23 protein-coding genes are annotated in these 25,942 nt (G+C 48.7%); 6 read left to right on the forward strand and 17 right to left on the reverse strand.

Annotated features, from left to right (window positions below; genetic code table 11):
* Positions 1–69: 69 nt before the first annotated feature.
* Positions 70–306 (reverse strand): hypothetical protein, encoded by a 237-nt coding sequence (locus Q0460_RS03265; protein WP_299084814.1) that lies wholly within the window; start codon positions 304–306, stop codon positions 70–72.
* Positions 307–544: 238 nt separating this feature from the next.
* Between Q0460_RS03265 and Q0460_RS03270 the strand changes: the two genes are divergently transcribed.
* Positions 545–1,510 carry an HlyD family efflux transporter periplasmic adaptor subunit gene (locus tag Q0460_RS03270; protein WP_299084817.1) on the forward strand — a complete coding sequence of 322 codons (966 nt, stop codon included), beginning with the start codon at positions 545–547 and terminating at the stop codon, positions 1,508–1,510.
* A 772-nt stretch (positions 1,511–2,282) separates the two neighbouring features.
* Here Q0460_RS03270 and Q0460_RS03275 read toward each other — a convergent pair.
* The gene (locus Q0460_RS03275) at positions 2,283–2,519 is read right to left on the reverse strand and encodes a hypothetical protein (RefSeq protein ID WP_299084820.1); all 237 of its coding nucleotides are present in this window, start codon (positions 2,517–2,519) and stop codon (positions 2,283–2,285) included.
* A gap of 451 nt (positions 2,520–2,970) precedes the next feature.
* Here Q0460_RS03275 and Q0460_RS03280 point away from each other — a divergent pair, with 451 nt between their 5' ends.
* From Q0460_RS03280 to Q0460_RS03300, 5 genes are read left to right on the forward strand one after another with little or no spacing between them, the layout of a single operon-like run.
* Positions 2,971–4,818: an ATP-binding cassette domain-containing protein gene (locus Q0460_RS03280; RefSeq protein ID WP_299084822.1), complete on the forward strand. Its 1,848-nt coding sequence runs from the start codon at positions 2,971–2,973 to the stop codon at positions 4,816–4,818.
* Entirely contained in the window at positions 4,805–5,647 is an 843-nt protein-coding gene (locus tag Q0460_RS03285) for a hypothetical protein (RefSeq protein WP_299084826.1), read from the forward strand. The genes Q0460_RS03280 and Q0460_RS03285 overlap by 14 nt, the downstream gene beginning before the upstream one ends.
* Positions 5,644–7,248, forward strand: a complete 1,605-nt coding sequence (locus Q0460_RS03290) for an ABC transporter permease (protein ID WP_299084829.1) — start codon at positions 5,644–5,646, stop codon at positions 7,246–7,248. The genes Q0460_RS03285 and Q0460_RS03290 overlap by 4 nt, the downstream gene beginning before the upstream one ends.
* The gene (locus Q0460_RS03295; RefSeq protein ID WP_299084832.1) at positions 7,245–8,219 is read left to right on the forward strand and encodes a hypothetical protein; all 975 of its coding nucleotides are present in this window, start codon (positions 7,245–7,247) and stop codon (positions 8,217–8,219) included. The genes Q0460_RS03290 and Q0460_RS03295 overlap by 4 nt, the downstream gene beginning before the upstream one ends.
* Positions 8,216–9,307, forward strand: a complete 1,092-nt coding sequence (locus Q0460_RS03300) for an ABC transporter permease (protein ID WP_299084836.1) — start codon at positions 8,216–8,218, stop codon at positions 9,305–9,307. Before Q0460_RS03295 ends, Q0460_RS03300 begins: the two co-directional genes overlap by 4 nt.
* A gap of 264 nt (positions 9,308–9,571) precedes the next feature.
* On the opposite strand, the gene Q0460_RS03305 is transcribed toward Q0460_RS03300, so the two are convergent.
* From Q0460_RS03305 to Q0460_RS03375, 15 genes are all read right to left on the reverse strand, one after another.
* A complete protein-coding gene (locus Q0460_RS03305) occupies positions 9,572–10,354 on the reverse strand; it encodes a hypothetical protein (protein ID WP_299084839.1) in 783 nt (260 codons plus the stop codon).
* A 149-nt stretch (positions 10,355–10,503) separates the two neighbouring features.
* Complete coding sequence (locus Q0460_RS03310) at positions 10,504–11,133, reverse strand: hypothetical protein (RefSeq protein ID WP_299084843.1); 630 nt, start codon at positions 11,131–11,133, stop codon at positions 10,504–10,506.
* Between the two features lie 98 nt (positions 11,134–11,231).
* Positions 11,232–11,930, reverse strand: a complete 699-nt coding sequence (locus tag Q0460_RS03315; protein WP_299084848.1) for a hypothetical protein — start codon at positions 11,928–11,930, stop codon at positions 11,232–11,234.
* A 113-nt stretch (positions 11,931–12,043) separates the two neighbouring features.
* Positions 12,044–12,697 carry a hypothetical protein gene (locus Q0460_RS03320; protein ID WP_299084851.1) on the reverse strand — a complete coding sequence of 218 codons (654 nt, stop codon included), beginning with the start codon at positions 12,695–12,697 and terminating at the stop codon, positions 12,044–12,046.
* A gap of 475 nt (positions 12,698–13,172) precedes the next feature.
* The gene (locus Q0460_RS03325) at positions 13,173–13,937 is read right to left on the reverse strand and encodes an ABC transporter ATP-binding protein (RefSeq protein WP_299084854.1); all 765 of its coding nucleotides are present in this window, start codon (positions 13,935–13,937) and stop codon (positions 13,173–13,175) included.
* Positions 13,921–14,901, reverse strand: a complete 981-nt coding sequence (locus Q0460_RS03330; protein ID WP_299084857.1) for an iron ABC transporter permease — start codon at positions 14,899–14,901, stop codon at positions 13,921–13,923. The genes Q0460_RS03325 and Q0460_RS03330 overlap by 17 nt, the downstream gene beginning before the upstream one ends.
* Positions 14,901–15,947, reverse strand: coding sequence for an ABC transporter substrate-binding protein (locus Q0460_RS03335; RefSeq protein WP_299084860.1), 1,047 nt, complete (start codon positions 15,945–15,947; stop codon positions 14,901–14,903). The genes Q0460_RS03330 and Q0460_RS03335 overlap by 1 nt, the downstream gene beginning before the upstream one ends.
* Before the next feature lie 243 nt (positions 15,948–16,190).
* Complete coding sequence (locus tag Q0460_RS03340; protein ID WP_299084862.1) at positions 16,191–16,958, reverse strand: hypothetical protein; 768 nt, start codon at positions 16,956–16,958, stop codon at positions 16,191–16,193.
* 746 nt (positions 16,959–17,704) lie between these two features.
* On the reverse strand, positions 17,705–18,262 hold the full coding sequence (locus Q0460_RS03345) for a hydrogenase maturation nickel metallochaperone HypA (protein WP_299084865.1): 558 nt from the start codon (positions 18,260–18,262) through the stop codon (positions 17,705–17,707).
* 108 nt (positions 18,263–18,370) lie between these two features.
* Positions 18,371–19,555 (reverse strand): hydrogenase expression/formation protein HypE, encoded by a 1,185-nt coding sequence (gene hypE / locus Q0460_RS03350; protein WP_299084868.1) that lies wholly within the window; start codon positions 19,553–19,555, stop codon positions 18,371–18,373.
* Between the two features lie 187 nt (positions 19,556–19,742).
* Positions 19,743–20,840 carry a hydrogenase formation protein HypD gene (gene hypD / locus Q0460_RS03355; protein ID WP_299084871.1) on the reverse strand — a complete coding sequence of 366 codons (1,098 nt, stop codon included), beginning with the start codon at positions 20,838–20,840 and terminating at the stop codon, positions 19,743–19,745.
* A gap of 35 nt (positions 20,841–20,875) precedes the next feature.
* Positions 20,876–21,157: a HypC/HybG/HupF family hydrogenase formation chaperone gene (locus Q0460_RS03360; protein WP_005870452.1), complete on the reverse strand. Its 282-nt coding sequence runs from the start codon at positions 21,155–21,157 to the stop codon at positions 20,876–20,878.
* Complete coding sequence (hypB, locus tag Q0460_RS03365; RefSeq protein WP_299084875.1) at positions 21,157–21,978, reverse strand: hydrogenase nickel incorporation protein HypB; 822 nt, start codon at positions 21,976–21,978, stop codon at positions 21,157–21,159. Before hypB ends, Q0460_RS03360 begins: the two co-directional genes overlap by 1 nt.
* A 746-nt stretch (positions 21,979–22,724) precedes the next feature.
* Positions 22,725–23,156 carry a nickel-responsive transcriptional regulator NikR gene (gene nikR, locus Q0460_RS03370; RefSeq protein WP_298978682.1) on the reverse strand — a complete coding sequence of 144 codons (432 nt, stop codon included), beginning with the start codon at positions 23,154–23,156 and terminating at the stop codon, positions 22,725–22,727.
* A 588-nt stretch (positions 23,157–23,744) separates the two neighbouring features.
* Positions 23,745–25,919, reverse strand: coding sequence for a hypothetical protein (locus Q0460_RS03375; protein WP_367178651.1), 2,175 nt, complete (start codon positions 25,917–25,919; stop codon positions 23,745–23,747).
* Positions 25,920–25,942: the final 23 nt, after the last annotated feature.

The raw sequence follows: 25,942 nt of genomic DNA on the forward strand, positions 1-25,942 counted from the left end.
TACTCATACTGCGTAAAATTTTATCGCTAGCGAGAGCCCATAAATTTCAACTCGCCGTGCCGAATAGCTCTAGGCAAGGCGCCGCGATAAATTTAGTTCGCGGTAACTTGCGAGATGTTCGTATGATAAACAATAAATTCCGCCCGCGACGCTCGCATGCCGCTTCGTGCGATAAATTTCGCTCTCGCGACGAAATTCCGCCTGCAGCGCTAGTGCGGCATCGCGCAGTAAAATTCCGCTCGCAGCACCTATGTATCGCTCGCCCGTCAAAATTTCACGCTCCGCTTCCGAGCGAAGTCTCCGCATTAAAATTTTAAAATTTTTAGCTCAAAAAGTCGCTGTGTTTTACAAGCCACACCGCTTAAAATCGCGCAGATAGGCTAAATTTTTCCGCCCAAGCCTCAATTCTACTCGTGCGGCGGTCAATTCAATACGGCAAATTTAATGCGATCGATTTATAAAATCACCGTCCGAGCCTCAAATATCAGCGCCGCATTAGAAAAATTATTTTATAATAACCGCATATCAAAATTTAAGGCGGTCTATGAAAAGGCTTCTATTTTTCGTCGTTTTTGCGCTGGCCGCTCTCGCCGCGGCGATCTACTTCAATCTCGATAGGCGCGAAGAGGTCGCGCACAAGGCCTACGGCATCATCGATATCAGGCAGAGTTCGCTCAGCTTCGAGCGCAGCGGCCGCATAAGCGCGCTTTACCGCGACGAGGGCGATTTCGTGCAGGCTGGCGACGTCTTGGCGGCTCTGGATACGGCGGATCTGAGCTTTCAAAGACGTATTCAGATCGCGAGGTGCGACGGGCTTAAATTTAGCTTGCAAAAGCTGCAAAGCGGCTTTCGCAGCGAGGAGATCGAGATGGCGGCGGCGAACGTAAGCGCGCTGCAAAACGCCCTACAGCTCGCTACTTTGACGAACGAGCGCCTAAAGAGCCTAGGCAAAACAAACTCCGCATCCAAGCAGCAGATCGACGAAGCGTTTTACTCGATGAAGCGCACGCAAGCCCAGCTGCAAAGCGCCCAGGCCAATCTGCGCCAGCTTCAAAGCGGCTACCGCGGCGAGGATGTCGGCGCCGCCCGCGCAAATTTGGCAAGCTGCGAGGAAAATCTGAAATATCTGAATTACCAAATCGAGACGCAAAGCGTGCTAAAAGCGCCCTTTAGCGGGCAGATCAGAGCGCGCCTTAAGGAGCTTGGCGACATCAGCCTGCCCAGCGTGGGCGTTTTTGAGCTTAGCGAAGTAAAAAACAAGCGAGCGAAATTTTATCTAAGCGAAAATCAGCTCCGTTTCCTGCGCGCCGGACAGAGCGTGCGGATCATCGCTGCGGACGGCTCTAGCGCGAGCGCAAAGGTCGCCTACGTGAGCCAAACCGCGATGTACACGCCGCGCACGGTGCAGACCGAGGAGCTGCGCGCAGATCTCGTGTGGGAGGCGCGCGCCGATTTCAGCGACGATGACGGCAGCTTTCGCCTAGGACAGCCGATTAGCGTGGAATTTTGACGGGCGGGTAGCGCACATAAGCATCGTGAACGAGGGTAAAATTCAAAGCGCGGCGCGGGTGGCAGGAACACTACGGATGGAATTTTATCGCGGCGCAACGCCCAAAGCTATCAGGTGCGGCGAGTTGGAATTTAAACGGTTGCCTTAGCGATAAAATTTTAGCGGCATAACGACGCGAAATTTATGAGCGATTTTGGCGGCGGCTGCGAGCGAAATTTGGATAGCAAAGCTCACTGCCCGAGAAATTTTACGCAATATCGCGCGAGCCGTGCATACGGCGTGAGTTTGATGAAATTTTAAAAGCGCGCTTCGAGGTAGAATTTAAACGGCGCCTGTTCGGCAGGGCAGGGCGATAAATTTTTGTTGCGCCTAAAATACATCATCTCGGCGGCGATAAAATGCTGCGCGCTCATAACTAAGCCGTAAAAAGCGGCGTAAATTTTATCGCGCGGGTTTTGCGCGAGCAGGCGGAGGCTTTGGATAAAAGATCAGAATTTTGCAGCGTGGCGAACAAAATTTCGGCGAAATTTTGCTGCAAAGTAGCGCGAGTTAAATTTTAAAATTTGCGGCTCGGAGGAGACGAGGTAAAAGCTGGGCAGTAGAGCGGCAGCAGGCTTTGTTTTGAGCAGGCGTTTGCGATAAACAAGCGGTGATCGAACCGAGCGCGGACGGCAGTAAAATTCACTACGAAACAAGCGGCTTGATTAAATACAGGTTGCACGTGGCGGTAAATTTTACTCCAAAGGACGCGGTAGCTGAAGTCCGTACTATGCTAAGGAAAGCCGAGACTAGGTAAAATTTTGCCAAAAGACATGGTGGTGGTAAATTTTACCCCGAAAGGTAGGCGGAAGTGAAATTTTGCCCAAAAGGCGCGGCAGCGGTAAAATTTCGCCGAAAGAAGCGCGGCGCAGATAAAGAGTTCGGCGATCACGGGTCGCCAGGTGTTTGAAACTCGCTTTTGTTTGCGTTTTGAAGCGAATTTATCGCGGATACTCACAGGTCGCTTCATGTTTTGGAGACCGCCCTGTTCATGCGCGTTGTGTGCGCATCGTTAGCGGCGCGGCTAGCCAATGCGATATGCACACGCTAAAGACCGGATCGGGCGTCGCGCGGAATATTCGGCGCGAGCCGTAAGCAACGCCGATCGTGCGGGCACGCAAAATTCGAGCGGGCGATTTGCAAGGCACCCCGACGCGATAGGGCTTGGTTTCGCGCGCTTGCGGTAAGTTGCGTCGAATTTATGCGAGGTTTGGGCGAAATTGTTCGACGTGCGTTGCTAAATTTAAAGCGCGCGGCGGTTGTAAAACCAAGATGCCGCAGCGACCACAAAAAAGACGTCGCGTCGGCTACGAAACCACGACGTCTCGGCTGCTGCAGAAGCAAGGCGTCGCGACAAAAAGCGCCTTTTAGGCGTGCACAGGTCTCGTTCATCGCGCCGAGCGACGAGGCGAGCAATAAAATTGGAGCTAAGCTTGGATCTACTAAATATCGTAAATTTAAAGAAATTTTACCTGCGAGAGGATCGCAGCAGAAACGTCGTTTTTGAAAATTTTGATCTGCGAATAGGCGACGCGCCGCGGCTCATCAGTCTCACGGGTCCCGACGGCGCGGGCAAATCCACGCTTTTAAAGCTCATCTGCGGCATCATCGCGCCCGATTGCGGCGAGATAAAATTTGCTGGCTTCATCCCTAGCGGCGAAAATAAAGAATTCGTCCGCGCAAACGGCTATATGTCGCAGAGCCTGGGGCTTTACGAGGAGCTTAGCGTCTGGCAAAATTTAAACATCTTCGCAGGCCTAAAAGGGCTTGATCTAAAAGGCGGCGAGGAGTATCTGCGTGGGCTTTTGCGCCGCGTGGGGCTTTTGAAATTTAAAGATTATGCCGTGGATTCGCTCTCCGGCGGGATGAAACAAAAGCTCGGCGTCGCCTGCGCGATTGCGGCTCGTCCGCGGCTTTTGGTGCTCGATGAGCCCACAGTCGGCGTCGATCCGCTCTCGCGCAGCGAGCTGTGGGCGATCGTGCGCGAGTATCTGGATCAAAGCGGCGCGAAATGCATATTTTCGACGGCGTATTTCGACGAAGCGGCGGATGCCGATCTGACGCTGATTTTACTCGGCGGCAAGATCATAGCGCAGGAGCGCGCGGCAAATATCACCGCGGCGTTGCAGGACCGCACCTTTCGCATTGGCGGCGAGGATTATCAGAGCCTGGCGCGCTGCTTGATGTTTAAGACGCAAAGATTTTTAAAAAACTCCCCACTCATCGACATCTGCCCCAGAGACGGCAGCGTCGATCTGCTAAGCGAAGAGCCGATAAGCCTGCGCGATCTACAGGAGTTTTTAAACGCGAGCCTAAGCGGCAGCGACGAAGATGGGGGCGGCGAAAATTTTAAAATTTCAAACGAAAACGAGGGCATTAAATTTAACGAAAGCGGGGGCGCTAAATTTAAACTCAGCCCGCGCGAGGCGAGCCTAGAGGATGCGTATATTTTTTTAAACAAAGCCGAAATCGGCGCGGCGAACTTCGGCTACGAAAAAAAGAGCTTCGATGCGGCTCAAACCGTCATCAAAGTGCGCGACGTGAGTAAAAAATTCGGCTCATTCACCGCCGTGGAAAATACGAGTTTCGAGGTCAAAAAGGGCGAGATTTTCGGCCTTCTGGGTCCAAACGGCGCGGGCAAGACGACGACGTTTCGCATGATCTGCGCGCTTTTGGGGATGAGCGGAGGCGAGATCTCGGTCATGGGCGAGGATCTGCGCTACGCCAAATCGGCGATCAGATCGCGTATCGGCTACGTCTCGCAGAAATTTTCGCTTTATAAAAAGCTAAGCTGCTATCAAAATTTAGAGTATTTCGGCCGCAGTTACGGTATCGGCGGCATGGCGCTGAAGCGGCGCATAGAGGAGCTTTTGAGCGAGTTTGGCTTGCAGCGGCTACGAAATGAGACGTGGCAAAACCTGCCGTTCGGCGCGGGGCGCAACCTTTCGATGGCATGCGCGCTCATCCACCGCCCCGAGATTTTGTTTCTCGACGAGGCCACCAGCGGCGCCGATCCGCTCTCGCGCAGGCTCTTTTGGAACCGCATAAACGCGCTGGCGCGCACCGGCGTGAGCGTAGTCGTGACGACGCATTTTATGGAGGAGGCGGAGTATTGCGATCGGTTTTTGATCCAAGATCGCGGCAAAATCCTGGCGCTAGGCAGTCCCGATGAAGTCTGCGTGCAGCACGGGCGGCGGCTTAGCGTGCAGCAGGCGTTCATAAACGAGGTGCAAAAATTTAGAAGCGAGGCGGGCGATGAGGGCTTTTGATCTAAATTTTGCGCGAGCCGCGAGGATTTTTGATCCGAATTTTATGCGGACTTGGCGAAAACCGGCGCACCCGCGCGATAAAATTTTAAACGGCGAAAGGGTTTTGCGGGACGATGAAATTTTTAAAGGCGATGGAATTTTGAGCGACCGAGCTTTGAATGTCGGTGAAATTCCAAGCGGCGGAATTTTAAACGACGGCAAAATTTGGATCGATAATAAAATTTTGAAAGGCGGCGAAATTTTGAGTGGCAGTGGAATTTTAAATCTGACGTCGCGCGGCGGGATACAGCGCGGATTTAGTAGACGGGTACTGCGCGAGCTCTGCGGCGAAACGAGCCCGCTTCATCTGCGCCGTAAATTTCAAAGCGCGAGTGGCTCGCAAGCAGATTATAAATTTAAAAGGGCGACCGCTCTGCAAACAGATCGTAAATTTAAAATGGCGGTCAGTCTGCGAGTAGCTTATAAATTTAAAACCCCGATGCAAGAATTTCATAGTAGGTCTTGCGCCGTCGAGGGGCTTTTGCGTCAAAAATCTAGCAGCGAGACCGTGCTTCGCAACTGCTTAAAATTTCAAAGTCCGCCGTATGCGCTCGCGCGATTAAAATTTGTGGGCTCGATGAGTGAAATGGGCGCGGGCAGTCGATCTGCACTGCTAAAATTTCAAATCTCGGTCGCCGCACTTTTACAATTAAAATTTGAGGGCGTGCCAAATGCGATTACGCGGTTAAAATTTCAAAATGCGGTCGCTGAATTTGCGCGATTAAAATTCGGGGGCTCGCCGCGAGCGGCGCAGTACCGTAAAATCCGAGTACAGGGGCAGGGCGGATGAACTTTACCTTTTTAAAAATCCTCATAAAAAAGGAGTTCGCGCAGATCGCAAAGGACCGGTCGGCGCTCGTGATCGCGTTTTTGATGCCGCTAATTTTGGTCGTGATCTACGGCTACGCGATGCGAATGGACATAAAGCCCGTCAAAGTGGGCTTCGTAAGCGATCTGGGCTCCAAAATCGAGCGGGATCTGCTCGGCGGATTTTTGGGCTCAAAATACCTACAAACCCGCGTTTACACGGACTTAGAGAGCGCGAGGAGAGATTTTAGGGCGCACGAGATCGAGAGTATTTTGTATTTTGATCCGCGCTTTGCGGCAAAATTTCAAGACACTTTGAGCGGGCTCGGCGGCGCGAGCGGCGGCGTAAATTTAAATCTCTCTAGCGACGAAAGCTCCTTCGCGGGCGGCGCAAGCGGTATCCAAAATACGGGCGGCGGCGCAAATGTCCGTCCGCTTGAGGACGACAGCGCGGGCGCTAGTACGGAGAGCGGCATAAACGCCCCTGCGGGCGGCACCGGCGTAAGTGGCGAGGGTTCATACGGCAACGGCTCGGAAGCGGGCGGCAGCGGAGTAAATTCAAGCAGCGCGACTGCAAATTCCGGCAGCGGCGCAGGCGACGTGAGCGCAAATCAAGGCAGCGCAAATTTAATCGGCGGCGCAGGCGATATCCAAAATATGAGCGGCGGCGTCAATGCAAGCCCCTCCGCTAACGGCGCGGATAGTGTAGGCGACGCTGCAAATAACGGCGGCGGAGTAAGTGGTGCAGGCGGCAGCTCAAGTAATGTAGGAGGCGGTGCGAGCAGCTCAGAGAAAGACGGCGCCGAAATTTTTCTTATCCAAAACGCCACGCAGTCGCAGCTCGCGCTTCTTAGTTACGTTTACGTTGCAGGCGTGATCAAGCAGATTTTGGCGCAAGATTACGGCTTTTTAAACGCAAATTTAAACTCCGCAGCAAAGCCCGTCAGCGTGAATTATCGCAGCTGGTTCAACGAAGCCAACGAATCGACGTGGTATCTCGTATCTGCCGAGTACGTGGGGATTTTGGGACTCATCTGCCTATTTATGGTCGCGGTCGTGATCTCGCGCGAATGGGATCGCGGCACGATCGCCTCGCTTTACAACTCCAACGCAAGCGCGCTTGAGATCGTCACTGCCAAGGTCGGCGCGTATTACTTCCTAGCGCTTTTGGGCGGCGCGATGACGCTCGTTTACGGGCAGGTACTTTTGGGTATCCCGATCCGCGGCAGCGTAGCGATGCTGCTGGCGACGCTGTGCGTCTTCGTGTTGGAGATGACCTGCCTAGGCATGCTGATCTCGGCGATCTGCAAAAATCAATTCCTAGCGCAGGAATACGCCATCGTCATCGGCTACCTGCCCGTGACGCTCCTTAGCGGTATGATCTTCGATCTGCGCGGACTGCCCGCGACGATCAATTTCATCGGGCACCTACTGCCGCCCACATACGCGGTCGAGTCTTTTCGCATCTGCTTCCTCTCGGGCGGACAGAGCGCGACGCTGTGGGTAAATCTCGCCATTCAGGCGCTCGGAGCGGTTCTATTTTTCAGCTTGTGCGTGCTTAGCGTAAAAAGGGGCGCACGATGAAATTTTTATTTTTGCCTTACGCTTGCGCGGAGAAATTTCGTGCCGCAAAAATCGGCGCAATTAACGTTTCGCTTTCGCCCGAGGCATCGATGGCGGAATTTCACGCCGCCAAAAGAGAGGACGCGATGAAATTTTTAGAATTTTTTTGCAAGCGAGCGGAGCGCGGGCTTGAAATTTTAAAATTTCTTAGCGCGAGGTATTTTGGCTCGCATAAACAGGCGGCAGGGCGTAGATCTGAAATTTTAAAATTTACCGCCGCAGAGCGCTTAAAAAGCCGCGCTGCGCCACAAAAGCAAGCGGCGGAATTTTTAAATTTTGCGCCTATGCCGTGCAATCGGTTTGAAATTTTAAAATTTACGCGCGCTTCAGCGCCTTTTGCGGATACAACGCAAAATTTTATATCGCAGCGTGGATTTAAAATTTTAAAGCTTATTTGCTCGCTGCCGTTTGCTCTGCGTCGTACTTTGCCGCGCGCAGATAAAGCCGAAACAGGGCGTGCGGCGCGGCTTACTTCGCAGCATACGTACGACGCGGTAGAAAAACGACGTGCGGTTAAGTTTAATCATGCGGGCGGATATTTGAATTCTGCGCGGCGCTGCATAGTGCGACTTTATGGTACGGCTGCACGGTACGGCTACAAAGCAGGGCGCGCAGAAAAATTTAGCAAATTTAGCCTCGCAGCCACGCTTTTAAATTTCATCTCCTTGCCGCCACGTAAATTTAAACTTGCGCTTTTGAAATTTGCGTCCGAGGTGCCGCGCAATAGATCTGAAATTTTAAATTTTATGTTCGCGTTGTATAAGCTCAAGCTCGCGCTGCGGAAATTTACGCCCGAGCCGCGCAAAATTAAACCGACGCCCGCGGTGCGTTTAAATTTCGCTTTAAATTCCGTTCCGCACGCCCGCGCCGCTAAAGTTGAAAATGGCGTTAAATTTGAAGGTGCCGCTAAATTTAAAAGGGGCGTGCGATGAACGCTCTGCGAAAATCCCTGCTTCGAATTCGCGCGCTGATAAAAAAGGAATTTTTGGCGATGTTTCGCGACAAGGGCACGCGCATGGTGCTGATCGTGCCGGTGCTGGTGCAGGCGATCATATTCGGCTACGGCGCAAATTTCACCCCCGAGCAGGTGCGCTACGCGATTTTGGACGACGCCCGCGATGCGACGTCTACCGCGCTGGTACAGCAGATCGCCGCTACGCCGATGTTTAAAACAGGTCTTGGCTGCAAAGACCTAACCTGCCTGCGCCGCGCGGTAAGCGAGGGCGAGGCGATCATTGGGATCTATTTCGGCAGCGATTTTAAGGACACGCATGAGCTTTTGATCATCGCGGATTCGCGCAATACGACCTTGGCAAACACCATCATCGGCTTCGTGCAGGCCATAGCGGGGGAATACAACGCGCAGCATTTTGTCAATTTAATCAGCATAAATCCGCGCTATGTTTTTAACGAAAACACGATCACGCGCTACACGATCATGACGGGGATGATTTTGGGACTTTCGATGATTCAGGTGCTAATGCTATCGGCGTTTAGCGTCTCTCGCGAGCGCGAGGAGGGGAGCTTCGACATGATGCTGATGACGCCCGCGAACCCGCTTGAGATGCTAATCGGCAAAGCAGTGCCGCCCGTGCTGATCGCGATCGCGCAGGGGCTCGCGCTGTTTTTGATCTGCGTATTTTACTTCGAAATTCCGTTTCGAGGGCGCTTTGCGGATCTTTTTGCGATCATCGCGATCTTTAGCGCCTGCAACGTAGGCATCGGCCTCGTGATCTCGACTGTCTGCAAAACCTCGCTACAATCGGTCGTGAGCTCGTTTTTGTTCCTGCTGCCGTGCATTATGATAAGCGGGCTGATAACGCCTGCGGACGCGATGCCGCGGTGGTTTTACTACATAGCGCACCTCGATCCGATGTATTATGCCAACAACTGCATGTGGCGGATCTATCTGGAGGGCGCGGGTCTAGGCGAGCTGTGGCATCTCATCGTGCCGCTGCTGCTGATCGGCGTAGGCACGTTGAGCTTTGCGGCGTCGCTTTTTAGAAATAAGCTGGATTAGGGATTTAGATCGGAATTTTAGTTTAGAATTTCAGCTGGAATTTTGACTTGGATTTTGCTTCGTCGGAATTTTTGGATTGAGCCTCTGCTTAAAATTTTAAATTGATCGCGGAATTTCGGCTTGGAATTTGCCCTAAATTTTGCGCGTTCGTAGCGGATAAAATTAAATCAAAATTCCGTGTTTCCGCCCGATGCGCCGCGCGTCTCGATAAAATTCCGCGCTTTAAATTTTAAAATTTTGCGAAATTCCATCTTGCGAGTAGAGTTAGAATTTAAATCCGGGGTTGCCCGGGCGTCTTGCGGCGATCGTATCATCTGCGCTCGCCTTGGAAGCGGGCTTTTTAGCATCGTCCGCGTCCGATTTCTTAAAAGCGGCGAGTTTACTGTAAATGCTCAGTTTTTCGCCGTTCGCGCCTAGCTTGGCGCCGTCAAGCTTGCTAGAATTTTCCGCGCCGCATAACCTTGCGGGGTTGAATTTTATCCACGCTATGATTAGCAAAGTCCCCGAAAACGCTGTTACCAGCGATGCTGCGATTAGATACGGCAGCGCGAGGATTACGCCTATTTTAGCTAGCGCGCCCAATATCGCTTCGCAGAGCCACGCCACGGACACTGCTATGCCGTAGATTTTAAATAAATCCACGCCGCTAAGTGTGGCTAGGCGGCAGTTTAATACGCCCCAGATTATCACCGCTGCGCACGTCGAAAGGACGTAGAGCAGGGTGTAGAGTAGACCTAGCATCGCGCCCTCTTTTAGCGCTACTATCATGGCACAGTAGCACAAAATCGCGACGATTGGGATACTTTCTATCAGCCTATAAGTCTTAACGAAGCGCACGCCTAGTGCCTTTTCTAGGCAAACGAAGCAGTCGTAAAATATCGCTAGCGTCGCTAGCAGCGCTAAAACTCTAAAAATCGCGACCGCGTCCTCGTCTATGCTGCTTAAGCCCACCGTACCGCTTACGCCGATGCCTAGCAAAATCACGGCGCCTAAAATTCCGCGGAATTTCGCCTTACGAAGCAGACCTTGCTTTGAAATTTCTTTCATTTTTATCCTTTGAATTTTCTAAATTTACGCGCTATCTTGTGGCTTTGCTGCGTGCGGTAGCGGCTGTGCCGGATGGCGCGGCTTTTGGACGTTGCTGCGATTTAGACTTGCAAAAGCGCGCGGTCGCTGCAAAACGAAAGCGCTTCGGCTTAAGCGAGCTTTTCTATCTTGCTCCAAGCTAGCAGATGCACGATGCTAGTTATTATGAGGGCAGCAAACGGCAAAAATTCCTTCAATGACGCGATAATTAAAACCGCATCGGAATCGCCAATTTGCGGCTTGGAGGTAGCCAAACCGAATGGTCCTGCGCCACATAGCCAATTTAGCGCAAAAAAGAAGGCGCAGAGCCACACATAAGCTCGAAAGATGTTCACGCCGCTTACGCGCGCAAGCGAAAAATTTATGCGAAGCCACGCGATCATTACGTAGATTGTGCCCACTAACGCTAACAAGCTCCATATCGTTTCTTCCGTCTCTTTCATACAGCAATAATGCGGGTAAAATAATAAAAACATCGCGAAGCAAACGCATATCATTACGCAGTTGCGGTAAAGCGTCGCTGCTTTTATGCCGCTAAGCATTGAAATTTTGCGGAGCGCTCTTAACCTATAAATCACCGAGAAACAGATAAGAGCGATAAAAATTCCGCTGACGATCACAAACATTCCGCCGGGAGCAAGGCCTATAGCCTTAAAAACCGCGAGCACCGCCGCTAAAAATAGATCGATGCCAGTGCTGATTATCCCCTCTTTTCTTGCCTGAGATACGATATCTTGCATACATAAGCCTTTTTGAAATTTATCCCGAAGTATAAAACGCTAATCAAACCGAAAAGAGCGAAATTTTATCGTGACAAGAGGTTTATAAAATTTAAAATTTAAACCTCTGTGCTTATCCTTTCTATCTTGCTCCAGGCTAGTAGGTGCACGATGCCGGTTATTATGAGAGCGGCAAACGGCAGGAGCAGTTTAAGCATTACGACAGCAATAGCTAAAGCCGAGACCTGCTCGGTCCGCGGCTCGGAGGAAATAGCTATAGCAATAATCGCTGCATTGCATAGTATATTTAGCACAAAAAGTCCCACACAAAGCCACACATAAGTCCGAAAGGTACTCACGCCGCTTACGCGCGCCAAAGAGAAATTTATGCGAAACCATGCGACGATTATGTAAATAACGCCTACGAGAAGTGCTAGTCCAAATATCGCCGCAAATGGATTATCACTCTGTCCGCCGTCTGCGTCAGGTTCCCTTGGATAAAGGTGATTGAGCACGAGCGCTAGCGCGAAAAAGCAGACGCAGATTATTATGCAGTTGCGATAAAGCGTCGCTGCTTTTATACCGCTAAGCGCTGAAATTTTTCGGAGTGCCTGCAATCTGAAAAATGTCGAAACACAAATAAAAGCAATCAAAATTCCGCTAGCGATATAATTTATCATCTCGTCGTCAAGGCGCCATGGCTCGCTGAAAGAGACATAGCCTACTACGATAAAAACCGCGGGTAGCGCCGCTAAAAACAGATCAATGCCGGTGCTGATCATCCCCTCTTTTCTTGCCTGAGATACAATGAATTGCATATATAAACCCTTTTTAAAAATTTGACCCGAAGTATATATAAACAAACATAAAACACGGATTAAATCGCAAAAATCGGAATTCTATCGCGACAAGAGGTTTATGAAATTAAAATTTAAACCTCTGTGCTTATCTTTTCTATCTTGCTCCATGCTAGTAGGTGCACGATGCTGGTTATTATGAGAGCGGCAAACGGCAGGAGTAGTTTAAATAATATGGCGGTGATAGTCAAAGCCGAGCCCAGGTCAATCTGCCGCTCGGAAAGAGCTAAAGCAATTACTGTTGCGTTACATAGTATGTTTAGTACGAAAAAGATGACGCAGAGCCACACATAAGTCCGAAAGGTGCTCACGCCGCTTATGCGCGCCAAAGAGAAATTTATGCGAAACCACGATACGATCACATAGGCTGCGGCTGCGAGAAAGATCAGAATCCGCGTTATTTCTCTGAAATGAGACTGATAAAAGTACATACACACCGTAGTACAGACGCAGATCACTATGCAGTTGCGGTAAAGTGCTGCCGCTTTTGTGTCGCTAAGCGCTTCAATTTTATCAAGTGCCCGCAATCTGAAAAACATCGAGGCACAAATAAAAGCGATCAAAATTCCGCTAGCAATATAATTTGTCATATCGTCGTCAAAGATTCTCGGTCTGTCGAAAGAGAGAAAGCCAATCATGATAAAAACCACGGGCACCGCCGCTAAAAACAGATCAATGCCGGTGCTGATTATCCCATTTTTTCTTGCTTGAGATACGATATCTTGCATATTAAGCCTTTTTAAAATTTGCCATGAAGTATACATAAACAAACGTAAAGCACAGATTAAACCGTAAAGATTAAAATTTTAAAATTTCGTTGCGGTCAAGCTTCGGACTGCGGAATTTCAGGAATTCTACCAGAGCGAGAATAAAATTCCGCCGCGGGATTTTAAAACGGAATTCCATCTATGGATTTGCAGGGTAGAATTCCACTGTGAAATTTCAAAATCTCAAGCGATAGCATACCTTCATAGCACGCTTTGAAAGTCAGCAAGCCGCAGGTAGAATTCCGCTATGAAGATTTCTACTCGGAATTCCGCGGTAAAATTTCACTATGGAATTTAGACCGGAATTCTAGGGCAAAATCTCGATATAAAATTTTAATCAGAATTTCAAGGTAAAAAATTCTACGATTTAAATTTCGCCCAGGACAAAAATCCCGCGATTTAAAATTTCGCGCTGATTGATACCGCCGCTTTGGCGCTACCTCACCTGCGCGCTGAAAATTTGCGTGATGCTGGATATTTGCTCGCCTGCAACGTCAAATTCCGCCGTTTTGATCTGTACGCCGTAGAGCGAGCTAAGCGCGGCTTCGGTTAAAATTTCGTTGCTTGTGCCGTAGTTGTAGCTAAGATCATTTCGCAAGATCAGTGTGCGATCGGCAACTGCGAGGGCGTGGTTAGGCTGGTGGGTGGTAAAAACTATGCTCGCATCGCTATTTGAGCGTAGATTTGCGATGAGGCTTAGCACGCGGTCTTGGTTTTTGATATCAAGCGCGCTGGCAGGCTCGTCCAAAAACAGCACGTCGCTACCGCTAGCTAGGGCTCTAGCAAAGAGCACGAGCTGCCTCTGCCCGCCGCTAAGGGCGTTAAAGCTGCGCTTTTGAAGATGGGCGACGCCTAGCGTATCCAGAGCGTCAAGACATATTTGAATATCCTTTTTGCCAGGTTTTGAAAAGAGCGAGATCTCGCGTACCCGCCCCATCAGTACGATGTCAAGCACGCTGTAATCAAACGCGACGTTAAAGCTCTGCGGCAAGAAAGCAAATTTTGCCTTGCGCACGATCTCGCCTTCTTTAGGCTGCAAAATCCCCATCATACACGACATTAGCGTGCTTTTACCTTGCCCGTTTAAGCCCAAAATCGCTAATGTTTGAGAGCTGGCAAGCTCGAAGCTTAAGTTGCGAAAGCAGAATTTTTCCGCCTCGTAGTAAAAGCCAGCGTTTTTTACCTCAATTAGATTTTGCATTTTTGGCGCTCCTTTTTAGAAGTAGGGCAAAGATCGGGCTTCCGATGAGAGCAGATAGAATTCCTAAAGGAATTTCGGCGCTACTTAGCGAGCGAGATAGATCGTCGATTGCCAGCATAAAGATCGCTCCTGCGATGAAGCAGGCAGGCATTAGCTTCACGTGGTCGCTGCCCGCGATGAACCTGGTGGCGTGCGGCACTACAAGGCCTACCCAGCCGATATTTCCGCTGACGCTAACTTGTACGGCGATCAGAGCGGTGCAAAGCGCTAGGATAGTGCAGCGCAGAAACTTAACATCCACGCCTAGCACGCGCAAATCATCATCATTTAGGCTGAGTAGATTAAACCGCCATCTCAGCGCGATTAAGACTGCAGAAGCGGGCAGGGCGATCGCGCACATCAAAATTACCTTATCGTATCCTGCGCTTACGAAGCTTCCCAGTAGCCAAAAAACGATATTAGGTAACACTTCCTCATCGTCTGCTAGATACTGCACTAAGCTCGTAAGTGCGGCAAATACGCCGTTAATGACTATACCTGCTAAAATGAGCGAGAAAATATCGGCGCGTGCTACGAATTTTGCCAAAAGATAGAGCAAAAATAGTGCCGCAAGCCCGAAGCAAAATGCAAAACCCGCAAGCCATAAGCCGCTCAATCCTAGCAAGATACAAAGCGCGCCGCCGAATGCCGCTGCGGTGCTAACGCCTACGATGTGCGGGCCAACGAGTGGGTTTTTAAATACCGCCTGCAAGCTCAAACCCGCGATAGCAAGCGCTCCACCGCAAAGGCTGGAGAGTAGAATGCGCGGAATTCTAACATCCATCATCACACTTTTGGCGGCTTCATCGCCGCCTCCGCTAAAGAGAATTTTAAAAATTTCTTCTAACGGTATATGAAACTGCCCGCTAGCGAGCGAGATTAGCGCCAGCACTACCCAAAAAAGAAGCAGGATTAGGTTCAGCATTATTTTTGATATTTGACGCGGTAAAATTTCTCGTAGAATTCCTCTACTTTTTTATCAAAGTTTGCGTCCTTAAAATTTTGCGGATAAAGTTTCATCGCAAGCCATTCCTCACCAAGCGCCATCGCTTCGGCAGTCGGATGACCCCAGGCTTTAACGAATTCGGGCATTAGATAAATTCTATCCTCTTTCACGGCGCTAAGACCTTTTAGCGCAGGGTTTGCTTTAAGCTCGGCAGGTACTTGAGGATAGCGGTTTTGCACTAAGATAATCTGCGGATTCCATGCTAAAATTTGCTCCGGCGAAACCTGCTTGTAGCCCTTTATATCCGCAGCGGCGACGTTCGTCGCGCCCGCTCTTGCTAGCATTACGCCAGTATATTTTCCGCTACCGTAGGTCGTAAGATCGGGATTTGCCATATAAACTCTAGGTCTTTTATCTACGATAAAATTGCTAAATTTGGCATTTAAATCAGCTTGCGATTTTTTAACGAAATCTATCAGCTCAGCGGCATCCTTTTCATGATTACTTAGTTCACCTAGAATTTTAACCCCCTCGTAAAAGCCCTCATCGTAAGCAGCGAAGCTATCGCGCTCATCTTTAAAGGTTGGATTTAGCTTAGCTTTTTCCTCTTGTGCAGAGCTAAAAAATGAAATGCCTACGACTGGGATTTTTAACTCCTCCATTTTAGCGATATATTCTTTAGGAAAGTAGTTTACCACTACGACCGCATCAGGCTTTAGACTAAGCAGGGCTTCGTAATTGACATCTTTGATATCGCCCGGATTAGGTAGGTTTTTAAAACTCGGTGCCAAACGATTATACTCTTTGCCTAGGCGTTGCTCCCAGCTTTTTAGGATGCCTACGACCTTATCTTGGGCATTGATTTCGTTTAAGACATTGAGCGCTTCGTGGTGTAGCACGACGATGCGATTTACTTGATCCGGGATTGTGACCTTACGACCGAGCTGATCGGTAATCGTGCGATCTGCAAAAGCCAGGCTAGCACAAAACGCTGCACCAAGAAGGATTGAGTGAAGTTTAAGCATTTTTTCTCCTTGAAAATTCCGCAAAATATGCGGGGTTAGAATAGCGGAATTATAGCTGATCGGCATAAAATCCAGATAAATTTTTATATAAATTATTTCATTTTGTCGTGGGGGATTTCAGATGCTTTCGTAGGGCAGAATTTTGTGATTTTACGCAGAATTTTGCTAGTAAAATTTTTGCCCTTCATATCTAGGCTAACCGGATACTGCCCGATGCCCAGCGATACCGATTAGTTTTTTGATTTATTTTGCAGGCGTCGTCCATAAGTTTTTATTCCAAAGCTCCGCGCCCGCAATGCCTTTAATCCTAATCCAGGCGATAAGTTCTAAAATTTCAGATAAAAAAATCGCTATAAGTATGATACATACCGCTGTTACATTGCTTATTTTCGGAAGATTAACGAATACATTCATAATATTTAGAAGTATCCAATACATAAAATATAATCCCCCACAGAAGTAAAAAATCTTATTTGTAGCAGCTTTGCCTAGTTTATAATACACTAGTATCAACACTACGTAATTAATAGTTTTAAGTGCTGGAATTACAACAAGAAAGATATTGCTCCATATGGCAATCAGCGTCGCTTCGTTTTGATAACTAAACCCTATATTTTGAGTTGTTCTAATAACAGAATAGAATGTATCTACAAAAGATTCTCTGTGGCTATGAAAGAAGTAATTGAGAGTTTCCGAGCTCGCGATATTTATAGCATACAATAAAAATGCGATAACCATGATAGTCCAAAGCACTCGAGCAATAAAGGTAATTAAATACGTCCTAAAGACCTTACTATCGGAGATATCAGAGATAATTTTGGTTGCCGAGAGTTTAAAAATCATCGAAGCGAAAATTATGGCAACAATTACGGCGTCAACGCCTAAAAATTTGCTTATTTCAACGTCATGCCAAAACTCGCAACAAGCCCAAATGATCAGATAAGTGCAGATTGCCAAAATGCTAGAGGTTATGCCGCGAAATTTTATGGCGTTTAAAATTTTAGGGTTCATAAAGTTGTGCCTTTGGATTTTTGAAATTTATGGCGGATTATACTTGCGGGGTTTGAAATTTAGATAAATTTAGAAACTGCGAGTTGCCAAATTTTAGAATTTAGCGTCGAGTGTGAGAAATCTACTAATAGCAATACGAGGGGGAGGGCGCAAGCAAAATTTGAATGGAATTTAATCTATTTTGTTTAAAAGGTTGAATTCCGAAAGAGGGCAAATTGGCAATTTGGGAGTAAACATAGGGTAATTTGGCTTTTGTGCTAATAAATTATGAAATTTTATTTTATACCGCACAGCGTGTTTGCATCATATAATTGACTTTAAATTTAAAAGCTAAATGGAACGATAGTAAAGTAAAAAAACTCATATATAGAGAAAACTCGCATTTTCGCATTTTGTCTCTTTGGGTTCTTTGAGTCGATATACGATAAATAGTATTAAAAAGCGCTATGGTTCCCATAATCTTAGATATTTTATATTGAAAACTATAATTTTCAAGTAAAAATTCAATACGAAATTCACGTATAATTGTATGAATAATTTCATGTATTTTTAACGCATTTGTTGTTTTTATTAGAAGAATTTTTACATAAATCTAAATTTAATAATTTATGTGATTTCAAATGAAATCAGCAGGATAATGGATGGTATTTATTGCAAGAACGAAATAGGATAAATATCTAAATTGGGTGGAAATGAAATTTTGCTTATGGTAAGTGGGAAGTTATGCCCCTAGAAAACGCCCTCTTTTATTCAATAACCAGGCGCATAAGATACATATCCTCGCCGTCGATTACGCTGATTTCGGAGCTTTTGCAGCGCGGGCAAGAAAAGTCATTTTGCATCAAATCTCCGCTAAAACCGCAGTTTTTGCATTTTACGACGATCTCTTGGGTATGAATGATGAGATCCGCATTTTCGCAGACGGTACCTGCGCGAAAGACTTCATAGCAGTTTTGCAAATAATGCGCTTCTACGCCGCTTAGTCGCCCTATTTTTACGTGCAGTTCCCTTATCTGCGGACTTTTTAAAGCAAGTGTATCGTAAGACGTCTGTGGATTTGCATCCAGATTTTTATAAAAATCACCGTTTTTGCCGTTCGAGTCCATATTCGCAACGCCCGTATTTTTGGTATTCTTAGTGCCTATGTCGGTATTTGCGAAATCCGTATTTTCATTGGCGGTATCGGCGATGTCGCAGCTATTTTTATCGCCCTGCTCGGTTGCGCCTTTTTTCTTTGCTTTTTCAGCGTTTAGCGCCTTTTCACATAGCGCCACAAGATCCGCTACGATCGACAGTTCATGCATTTTTACCTCTAAATTTTACGGCCGTGCCGTATTCTATACGAAATTTTGTTGTAAATTTAAAACGTGCTCTGAAATTTAGGCTTAAATTTGCCAAATTTACACGCAAATTTAACAAATCCTCGGCAGCAGTTCGCCTTTCGGAAGCTCTAAAAATCGCTGCGATCCGTATGCGTTTTGCAAAACCACTCGCCCTTTTGTCGCATGCGGAGTTTGAAATTGCCCCGCCCTATTTTCTGATACCGCGCCCGCGTCACTCGCGTCCGTAAATTCGTTCCGTGCGCTAAGTCTAGGTGTTAAAACACCCTGAAATTCACCTCCACCGCACCCTACTTCGCGTACCTCGCCGATGATTGCGGCATTTTCGTCAAATTCGCGCAGTATCTCAAGCGCCCTATCCGCCTCGGTATCATCTTCTACGATCGCTACGAAAGTTCCTTCGTTTGCAAGTTCGTACGGCTCGAAGCCCAGCAGTTCGCATACGCCCACTACTTCGTCGCTGATTTTGATATCCTCTTCGCGCACCAAAAATTCAAGCCCGCTGGAGTTTGCAAATTCGTTCAAAACCGCGCTGAGTCCGCCGCGCGTCGCATCTCGCATCGCCTGGATCTTCACGCCTTGCGAGATTAGCTTTTCGACCGCAGCGCAAAGCGGTTTGCAGTCGCTTCGCAGCTCGCTACTTAGCGCGATTTCGTCGCGTGCCGCGAGTATCACCGCCCCGTGTCGCCCGATGTCGCCGCTAAGCAGGATTTTTGCGCCCGCTTTGATGTTTTGCACGCGCGCAGGTCGCAAAATACGGCCGATGCCGCTAGTGTTGATGAAAATTTTATCGCATTTGCCGCGCGGCACGACCTTTGTGTCGCCGCAAACGATACGAACGCCGCAGCTTCGCGCGGTGCTCGCCATCGAGTCCAAAATGCGTCGCAGCTCGCTTAGGCTAAGCCCCTCCTCAATGATGAGCGCGCAGCTTAAAAACAGCGGCTTTGCGCCCACCATCGCAAGGTCGTTTACGGTGCCGCAAACGGCGATCTTGCCGATGTCTCCGCCGTTAAAAAACAGCGGCGTGACGACGAAACTATCGGTGCTGAAAGCTAGCTCGCCGCTGAAGTTTGCAGAATTCAAAGCAGAGCTCGGCGCTGCGCGATCAAAACTAGCCCCGGCGTCTAAATTTAGTATCGCGCTGTCGTTGTTGGCGCGCAAAATTTCATTATCAAACGCCGCAAAGATGGTCTCGTTGATGAGCTTATTCATCTCCTCGCCGCCGCCGCCGTGGCTTAAAAGTATAGTTTCGTTCAAATTTTTCCTTTTCACTCGGTTTTAAAATTTAAAGCCCGTATTCCGCAGCCGAACAAGCCGTGCCGCTACGGCGCCGCACAAAATTTTAAAGTAAAATTTAGCCCGACGTTTCGCTTCGGTTAGAATTTTAAAGCATGACTTGTTTTTAAAATTTACGCTCTGCTAGCCGGATACCCGCGCACAAAATTTAGCCCACGTTTTTGACGTCGCCGTATTTATAGTACGCCGCGCACGCCCCTTCGCTTGAAACCATGCACGATCCTATCGGGTTTTGAGGCGTGCAGTGTTTGCCGAAAACTTTGCAATCATACGGGCTTTTTTTGCCGCGTAAAATTTCGCCGCAGATACAGGCCTTGCTCTCGGGGGCGCTCTGTACGCTGCAATCAAACTGCACCCTGGCATCCAGCGCCGCGTACTGCGGGCGCAACTTCATGCCGCTTTTTGGAATTTCGCCGAGCCCTCGCCACGGAAAATCGCAAATTTCAAAATATTTATCTATTAAATTTTGCGCTTTTTGGTTGCCGCTATCTTTTACGACGCGCTCGTATTCGTTGAAAACCTCGTAGGTGCCGGCGTTTTGCTGCTCCACCAAATTTAACACGCCCGCCATTATGTCAAGCGGCTCAAACCCGCTTACGGCGATCGGCTTTTTGTAATCCCGCGCGATGCTCTCGTAGACCTTCGCGCCGGTGATCACGCTTACGTGGCTAGGTCCTAAAAACGCATCGATCTGCACGTCCGCGCCGTCTAAGATCGCTCGCACGGGCGCCGGCACCGTGACGTGGTTGATGTGAAAAAAGAGATTTTTTAGCCCCAAACTCAGCGCTTTATCGATCAGCACGGCACTCATCGGCGTCGTCGTCTCAAAGCCGATCGCAAAAAATATCACCGTTTTTTGCGGATTTTCCTGCGCGATCTTTATACAATCAAGCGGGCTATAAAGCGCTCTGATGTCGTGCCCTTCGCTGCGCAGCTTCTGCAAGCTGGTGCGAGAGCCGGGTACGCGCAGCATGTCTGCTAGAGTGCAAAAAATACTCTGCGGCATCGCGGCGAGCTTGATCGCCTCGTCGATGCGACTGCGCGGCATCACGCACACCGGACAGCCGGGACCGTGGATAAATTTGATATTGTCGCCGACCAGGCTCGGAAGACCGAATTTCATGATCGAGTGCGTGTGTCCGCCGCAAATTTCCATGATGTTTAGCGGCTTTTTGCTTTTGGAAATTATCAGCTTGCTAAGCGCTAAAATCAGCTCCTTATCCCTAAAATCCTTGATTAGATCCATTATTTACCTTAAATTTTACGGGTTTGCAAGTCGCTTTAATTCTCTGCGCCGGCTCTCGGCTCTATGCTTTCATACACGGAGCCCTCTTCCGCCCTCATCTGCTTTGCAATCTGCTCGTAAATTTCGATACTCTCCTTCGCTCGCTGCGTATCGATCTTCTCCATCGCAAAGCCAACGTGGATCAGCACGTACTCCCCAACCGCCGCAGGCTCGGGGAGCAGATCCAAGCTCACGCCGCGGCGCACGCCCAGAGTCTCCACGGTCGCGAAATTATTTTCGTCGATTGAGATGATTTTTGAAGGGATTGAAAGGCACATTAACGAAATTCCTTCTTGTATTGTAGGAATTTCAGCCATTTCTCCACGCCCTCGCCGCTTTTACTATCAAGCGCGATGACATCGGCTTTCGGATTGAGTTTGTGCACTTCGCGCACTACCTCCTCCATATCAAAGTCAAAATGCGGTAGCAGCGCGGTTTTGGTGATTACGACGCAGTCTGCGCGGCGAAATATCACGGGGTATTTTGCGATTTTATCGCTACCCTCGGGCACGCTTAGAAGCACTACGTTTAGGTGCGCGCCTACGTCGAATGCCGCAGGGCAGACGAGGTTTCCGACGTTTTCTATAAAAACTAGATCCAAGCCTTTCGTATCGATATGATGAAGCCCCTCATGAACCATAAAGGCATCCAGATGGCAGGTCTCGCCGGTACTGATCTGATGCGCCTGCGCGCCCGCTTTTATGATGCGATCGGCATCGCGGTTAGTCTCTAGATCGCCCTCGATGACGCCGATTTTAAATTTACCGCTTTTGATAGTGGCCTCAAGTAGCGTCGTCTTGCCGCTACCGGGGCTACTCATCAAATTTAGGCATAAAATTTTATCCTCGTCAAAATGAGCTCTGTTGTGAGCGGCCTCCTCGTCGTTGGCGCTTAAAATTTTACTCATCACCTCGATCGTCTTGACGTCGCTAATAGCGACATTTGCGTGGGCGTGATCGTGCGCGTCGTGCTCATGATTGATCCCCGCCTCGTGCATATGAGCGTGGGAGTGGACGGTACCGTCCGCGTGGGTGTGGAGATGCTCGTGCGAATGAGCGTCATGAGTATGGCCTACTGAACAGCCGCAATCTTTACACATTTTTTATCCTTGGAAAATAAATTTTGCGCGTAAAATACCACGTTTTTGCTTTAAACGGCGTAAATTTGATAAATTTTATATCGAAGCGCGAAATTTTATGAAATTTAACAGGCTTGGAAATTTATGCGCTTCGGTTTTATCTAAATTTCATACGTTGTTTGCGAAGGCTCGCCGCAAAATTTTAAAGCTCACGAGTAAAGCGCTGCTTTAAATTTAATCGCCTGCTCACAGATTGCAGAGCCGCGCTCTGCAAATTTAGACCTCGCAGCTCGCAACGGCTCAAAACAAACTAAAGATCGCCGTAGATAAGGTGCGAAATTCAGGACTTGCGAGCGGATTTTATCCCGGCGCTCTACAATCTCGCACGTGCTCTCCGGCATGCCGAACATCAATGCGGCGGTCGTTTTTATGTCGATTTCTCGGATTCGGCTTTATAAATACAGCACGAAAGCGGCACAGCGACTCACTGCTAGATTTATAAGGCGCCGATCTCGCGCCAGTGCAGTAAAATTTAAACTCGCGGCAAGAATGTTTTTTGATTAAAATTTATAAAATTTTGCGCTTTCGTTTGCCGCGTAAATTTAAATAAATTTTATTTGCACGCCTTGCGCAGCCGCGTCGCCTGAATTCTCCACTCGATCGAGAATCGCGCTTCGTAACCTAAAAAAATCGCGCCGCAGCTGCGTTTAAATTTAAAAGCGCGTAAATTTAGCGCGACACGCTGTTTTTAAAAATGCGCAAAAGCCCTACGCTTCGGTGATAATAGCCTTTACGAGCTTGGAAAATTTCACCCCTTTTAGCGCGCCGATTTTGGCGCTGAGCCGCTCGATCTTTGAAATTTTATCCCGCATCGTGATCTCCTCGAAGCAGTGGCGCTCGTCGATGTGGAAGTGGCTGGTGCTGACGATGGTGACGTTTGCGTGGTGCTCGATCTCTACGAGCTGCTCGATCAGATCGCTTTGGTGATGATCGTAAGCGATGCAAAGCACGCCCACGCAGTCATCCTCGCCATCTCCGTGAAGCACGCCCTCGACCATCTTTTCGCGTATGAGATCGCGGATAAACTCGCTGCGGCTTAGGTATTGCTTGGCGCGCACCATCTCATCGAGATCCTCAAAAAGCTTCGTCGGTAGCGAAATGCTAAATCTTACGGCGCTCTCTTTTTCCTCTTTTTTCATAGTTTCCCTCATTTCGCGTATTTTGAACGTAATTTTACCGAAATTCCGCTCAAATAGTAAGAATTTTGCGCTAATTTGGCTTATTCTTTAAAATTTAAAGCTCCAAGGCATCGTGCGTATTTTGAAATTTTGCTCGCGATTTCGCGTTGTATTTTAGTGCTAGCGCGATGAAATTTACCGGTGCTACCGTTATTTTAAATTCTACCGCGAACTTGCCCAATTTTAAGAGTCGGGCGCTAAATAGCGTCTTAGTTTGGGATTTGCGCAGTATCTAGCCATTCGCCGCGGTAGAATTTTGCATCGATTGTCATAGCTGCGCGCGTAATGCTATGGCGACAGCGTGGGCGCGCCGTTAAATTTTAAAATTTTAACGTTTCGGCTGCGACATATGAAGACGGCAAGGCGTAAATTTGTTCGCTGATTTTGCGATTTTAGAAAAGCTAGCCGCAGTGGATTTTATCGCCCGTAGCGTTAAAATTTACGCAAAGAGCAGGCAGGGCGCAGAGTTCATAAATTTAGCGGCGAGATGATACGATAAATTTTACCAAGCGAGCTTAACGGCTATAATTGCGTTTTTTGTGGACGAGCTTAGCGCGAAATTTCGCTTAGATACGCCGCGAGCTGCCCGTATGCGATGCCGCTGTCGTTGCACGGAATCTCGCGGTTTAGATGAAATTTTACTCCTCGTTCGCGCAGCTTTTTGCACGTAAGATTTAGAAGCGTCGCGTTTTGAAAGACCCCGCCGCTTAGCACGACCTCCAGCCCCGCGCCCTCGGCGAAAGCTGCGATGAAATTTGCGATGGCGTTTATAAATTTCGTCGCAGCCAAGCGCGGCTCATCGCGCAAAGCCTGCAAAAACGCCTCTTTGTAATCGATCACATAGCATTCGCCCTCAAGGCTCGGCGCGCAAGCTCTATTTTGCGGGGTTTGATCCGCATCGGCGGCGCTTTTGCTTTTAGAATTTATTAAATTCAGGGCGGATGCTTGGTTTATAGAATTTGAGGCGGAACTTTCATTCTTTTTATCGCTGCTTTCGGCGATGTTTTGGGTCGCTAGTTTAAGCTTGCCTTTGCTCGCCGCATTGCCAGCAAGCTTTTTAAAATCGCCTTGCAACGCGCAGCTATCTTTCATACCGCTATGATTTTTCGCATTTAAACCGCCCTGCCCCGCTTCGCGCGCCAAATCATCGGCGCTTTGCTGCTGCGAAGCGGATTGTGGCGCGTTTTGGATAAAATTTTTGCCCTCCTTTCGCAGCGTAAATTCGTAGCTCTGCTCGCAGCCGTCGATATAGAGGTTTTCTAGCCGCATGCCCGCCTCGCCGTCGAAGCTTACGGTTCGCAGGTCGCAAATGACCGCCGCAAACGCGTCGAACAGCCGCCCTAGCGAGCTTGAGCGGACGGCACGCGGTGCGATTTTTTCTAAATTTGCGACTTCGCCCGTGCTAAATTTTGCCAAAAACTCGCGTGCAGCGTCCTTTGCGTTAAATTTAAATATGAGCGCGAGCGCAAGTTTGTAGATGTTTTTGATCGCATTCTCGCCGCCGATAAGCGCGATTTCATCAAATTTTGCGATGCGACGATAGCCGTGCGGGTCAAACACCATCACTTCGCCGCCCCAAATTTTGCCGTCCGTGCCGTAGCCGGTGCCGTCGAAGCAGAAGCCGAGGTATTTTTTGCCGCTAAAAAGAAGATCATTTTGCGCTAAATTTGAAACCAGATGCGCGAAATGGTGCTGGTAGCGGATCACGGGGTATCCGCGCCGCTCGAAAAAACGCGTGTGCGAAAACTGCGGGTGCAGATCCGCGATAACGGCGTCGAACTTCAGCTCGTAGGCGCACACGAACATATCCAAAAGCGCGAAAAATCGCTCATTTGTGGCGACGTTTTTAAGATCGCCGATGTAGGGCGAGATGAAAATTTGCCCGTCTTTGTAGATCGCAAACTCATTTTTAAGCTCTGCTCCGAGCGCTAGGAAAGTGCCTTTTAGCTGGAATTTGCTAGGGAAAATTTTTGGATTCATTCCGCGAGAGGTTCGCAAAAACAGCGCTCGATTTAAAATTCCGCTCGCTTGATCGTTCGCGCTTTTGAAATTTAACGCTGTGACGCCGTTTTTAAAATTTAATGTTGTGTCCTGGCTGCCTGGGGTCGCGTCTCGCTTGCTATTTGAGGTCACAAAGCGCTCGCTATCCTGGGCTGCGATATTATGTTTGGTCTCGCTTGGCGCCGCTACGTCGCTTTTTAAATTTGAAGGTGCGGCGCCAAATTTATCGCTCAATGTTGCTGCGCCCTGTCCGCCTTTTGCTTTTTCGAGATTTTCCGCGTTCTCGGTGCCGCAGCGCTTCGTATCAATCGATGCCGCGCCGTTTTTAAAATTTAAAGATGCGCCGTCACGTTCATCGTTTGATGCCACGACGTCGCGCCCGTCATCCGAGAACGCGTCGCAACTATCTATCGCCGCATCGGTGCTTTCATCGGCTATCGTCGCGTCGCAGATGCTACCTAGCGCGGCGCTTTCTTGCTCATTTTTTGCTTTTTCGGATAAATTTTGCGAATTTTTTAGCTCGCAAACGGCTACTCGCGAGCTTTGCAGACCTTCACTCGGATCACGCTTCGAGCCTTGCTTGGAATTTGCCCGTTTTAGAGCATCGCTTTTCGAGTTTGACGTATTTTCATTCGGCTGCCGCTTTATAATCACGTTCAAATCGGACTTCGTATCGATCGAGGGAAGCGACACAGCATGCGGTGCTTCAAAATTTTGTGCCATATTCTCGCTGTGAGCCCGGGTCT

This window comes from uncultured Campylobacter sp. (assembly GCF_937980635.1).
Taxonomy (GTDB): domain Bacteria; phylum Campylobacterota; class Campylobacteria; order Campylobacterales; family Campylobacteraceae; genus Campylobacter_B.